The organism is Pelatocladus sp., from assembly GCF_059505505.1.
This window is the reverse complement of sequence record NZ_JCACKS010000157.1, coordinates 1-4,347: the sequence shown is the minus strand read 5'-3', so window position 1 is coordinate 4,347 and position 4,347 is coordinate 1. Positions and strand designations below refer to the sequence as shown.

The window sequence follows — 4,347 nt, the reverse complement described above, 5'->3', positions numbered from 1 at the left end:
GCGCCAGCGCGGGGATTTAGGGGGATCAGAGGATTTATGTGTACACCGCAGCCCCGTAAACGCTTAGGGTTAGGGTGGGGTAAAAATATTTTTGCAAGAGGTCTAATGAAATGCTGTCGTTAGATCCGAAGCTGATTGTTTGCGATTAGACTTTGAAGGTTTTATTTTTAAGAAAATTTACGATAGTGCGTAATAACATGACCATTTGGTTTCTAATACTTTATTAGATGCTATGTTCCGTATTTTTACTTGTCAGGGTTCTCTTCCATTATTAAAACAGGATACTGAGGATGACACAGCTGAGGCATACATTCCTTCTCTTGACCTTGCCCGTAGCAATATTAGAAACTCTTGCATTTGTCGCTATTGCTCAAGCGCAAATCACACCAGATACTAGTCTGGGTGCTGAAAGTTCTACAACTAATCCAGATGTAATTATTAATGGTATTCGTAGCGATCGCATTGACGGTGGTGCAACTCGCGGCTCAAGTTTATTTCACAGCTTTCAAGAATTTAATGTTGGCGAAGGTAGAGGAGCTTATTTTTCCAATCCTGCTGGTATCGCCAATATTCTCACCAGAGTCACAGGCGATAATCCTTCAAATATTCTTGGTAGACTTGGTGTTTTAGGTAACGCGAATCTATTTTTACTCAACCCGAAAGGGATTTTTTTTGGCCCTAATGCTAGTTTAGATTTGGGTGGTTCGTTTTTTGGAACCACAGCCGACAGTTTTATATTTAATAATAATTTTGAGTTTAGTGCGACGAATCCCCAAGCAGTACCACTGTTAAGTGTAAATATTCCCATTGGTTTGCGGTTTCGGGAGAATCCTGGAAGTATTACCAATCAATCGATAGTCCGGGATGCAAACAGTAACTTGGTTGGACTTCAAGTGCAACCTGGGAATTCTTTGGCGTTGGTGGGTGGCAATATCAATTTATCAAATGCTGAGAATTTCTTAAATGGTGGTAGATTGACCGCAACAGGAGGCAGCATTGAATTAGGAGGATTAGCAACAGCAGGGACTGTAGGGTTAGATGTAACTGGCAATAGCTTTAAGCTGAATTTTCCTACTAATGGTTTGCTCTCAGATATCACCTTATCCAATGCACGGGTGCAAAATAATGTATTACCTGGTACAACTGGGATTGCTGGTGATGTCAATATTACGACTAACAATCTTTCTTTAATCAATGGTGGACAAATTAGTGCCAGTACCAATGGAGTAGGAAATGCTGGCAGTGTAATGATTAATGCAACTGGTAATATCTCTGCTGATGGTGAGACTAACAATGGAAACAGAAGTGGAATTTATAGTGTTGTTAACACGTCAGGCGTTGGAGATTCTGGTGGAATTGAAATCAAAACCAACAATCTTTCTCTTACTAATGGCGCACTAATTAGTGCCAGCACTGGTGGAAAAGGAAGTGCTGGTGGTGTGATCATTAATGCGATTGGCAATATCTCTGCTGATGGCGAGACTAACAATGGAAACAGAAGTGGAATTTTCAGTCAAGTAGACCAACAAGATGCAGAGGGGAGTTCTAGTGGTATCGAAATAAATACAAAAGACCTTTTTCTAACTAATGGTGGACAAATTAGTGCTAGCACTTTTGGAAACGGAAATGCTGGCAGAGTCATCATTAATGCGACTGGTAATATCTCTGCTGATGGTGAGACTAACAATGGACAATTTATAAGTGGAATTTATAGTGTTGTTAACACGTCAGGCGTTGGAGATTCTGGTGGAATTGAAATTAAAACTAACAATCTTTCTCTGACCAATGGCGGACAAATTAATGCCAGTACCTTTGGAACGGGAGATGCTGGTAATGTGATCATTAATGCGATTGGCAATATCTCCGCACAAGGTGAGGACAAAGATGGAAACAACAGTGGAATTTTTAGTCAAGTAGATTCAAGAGTACAGGGAAATTCTGGTGGTATCCAAATAAATACCAAAGACCTTTCTCTGACTGATGGTGGACGAATTAGTGCTAGCACCTTTAGAAATGGAAATGCTGGTAGAGTCATCATTAATGCGACTGGTAATATCTCTGCTTCCGGTGAAAGTAACAATGGACAATTTCTAAGTGGAATTTATAGCATTGTTGGATCGTTAGGTATTGGAGATTCTGGTGGTATTGAAATCAAAACCAACAATCTTTCTCTTACTAATGGCGCACGAATTAATGCTACCACTAGTGGAATTGGAAATGCTGGTAGTGTGATCATTAACGCAACTGGTAGTATCTCCGCACAAGGTGAAAGCAGCAAAGGATTACGGAGTGGAATTTTTAGCCAAGTAAACTCAACAGCAGAAGGAAATGCTGGTGGTATTCAAATAAATGCCAAAGATATTTCTCTGACTGATGGTGGACAAATTGATGCCAGCACTAATGGAATTGGAAATGCAGGTCGTGTGATCATTAATTCGACTGGCAATATCTCTGCTTCTGGTGAAAGTAACAAAGGATTCTTCAGTGGAATTTTTAGCCAAGTAAACTCAACACAAAAAGGAGATGCTGGTGGTATCGAAATAAGTACCAAAGACCTTTCTCTGACTGATGGTGGACAAATTGATGCCAGTACTTTTGGAAAGGGAAATGCAGGTAGTGTGATCATTAATGCGACTGGCAATATCTCTGCTTCTGGTGAAAGTAACAATGGACAATTACGAAGTGGAATTTTTAGCCAAGTAAACTCAACAGCAGAAGGAAATGCTGGTGGTATTCAAATAAATGCCAAAGATATTTCTCTGACTGATGGTGGACAAATTGATGCCAGCACCTTCGGAAATGGAAATGCTGGCAGAATCATCATTAATGCAACTGGCAATATCTCCGCACAAGGTGAGAGTAATAATGGAGAATTAGTAAGTGGAATTTATAGCATTGTTGCATCGTCAGGTATCGGAGATTCTGGTGGTATTGAAATCAAAACCAACAATCTTTCTCTGACTAATGGCGCACGAATTAATGCTAGCACTAGTGGAAATGGAAATGCAGGTAGTGTCATCATTAATTCGACTGGCAATATCTCTGCTTCTGGTGAAAGTAACAAAGGATTCTTCAGTGGAATTTTTAGCATTGTTGGTTCATCAGGCGTAGGCGATGCCGGTGGTATCGAAATCAATACCAACAATCTCTCTCTGGTTAATAGTGGACGAATAAGTGCCAGCATCCTTGGAGAAGGAAATGCTGGTAATGTGATCATTAATGCAACTGGCAATATCTCTGCTTCTGGTGAGGGTAAAAATGGAGACAGAAGTGGAATTTTTAGCAGTGTTGCACCATCAGGTGTGGGCAATGCTGGTGGAATTAAAATCAATGCGCGATCGCTTTCCCTGTCTAATCGTGCTATTCTATCAGCGAGTAGTCAAGGAAGTGGTGCAGCAGGTAACATCGAAGTCACAACAGTAAAAGACATCCGGCTAGACAATCGAGCATTAATTACTGCCAGCACTACAGGCGGTCAAGGTAATATTTTCCTTAACTCTCGTGACTTAATCTTACGTCGCAATAGCAACATCACCACCAACGCCACAGGTACAGCCACTGGTGGAAACATCAGGATTGTGACTGGTAACTTTGTTGCTTTAGAAAACAGTGACATTACTGCAAACGCTCAAAGAGGTGTTGGGGGCGATATATTTATCAAAGCTGCTTATCGGTTTAGTAGTCCAGACAGTAATATCACTGCTGCTTCTGACCTTGGCACAGACTTTAGTGGCACGGTACAAATTAACAATACAGATGTTGACCCCAGTCAGGGATTAATGCAATTACCAGATAATCCTACTGACCCAAGTAATCAAATCGCTCAAAATCCTTGTCAAAAAGGCTTTGGTAGTACATTCTTCATCACTGGACGCGGTGGTGTACCTTCTAGTCCCAATGATAGTTTTACCAGTGACAATGTGCGTGTTGATTTAGCACAACCAGCTAACAGTAGTAGTTCCCAAGCTGTTACGATCAACCAGCCAAAAGCCTCTGCTACGACTAAACAGATTATCCCTGCGCGCGGCTGGATATTTAATGAGAAAGGAGAAGTCGTTCTGACTGCTTACGATGTTAATAGCAGAGAGTTCCAGCGTCAGTATCTGCGCCAAAATTCTGCTGGTTGCAAGGTACCTAGTCCTGGCGATTAGAAATCGCGGCTACACGAAACTTACGCTTGCCTACGCAGGTTACAATGAGTCTGATTTTGTGGGACTTGGTTTGTGTAGCCTAAACAGCAGTTCTCGGTTGTGTCCAATACGCACCCCACCCCTTAATCCCCTCCCCGCGTGCGGCTACGGTGTACACACAAATCTAGGTTGAGCGCATCTGTACCGCCTCGGAATA

1 protein-coding gene is annotated in these 4,347 nt (G+C 41.7%); it reads left to right on the top strand.

Annotation, left to right across the window (positions count from 1 at the left end):
* Positions 1 to 290 precede the first annotated feature (290 nt).
* Positions 291 to 4,151, top strand: a complete 3,861-nt coding sequence (locus AC5JMK_RS13085; RefSeq protein WP_495910283.1) for a two-partner secretion domain-containing protein — start codon at positions 291 to 293, stop codon at positions 4,149 to 4,151.
* Positions 4,152 to 4,347 lie beyond the last annotated feature (196 nt).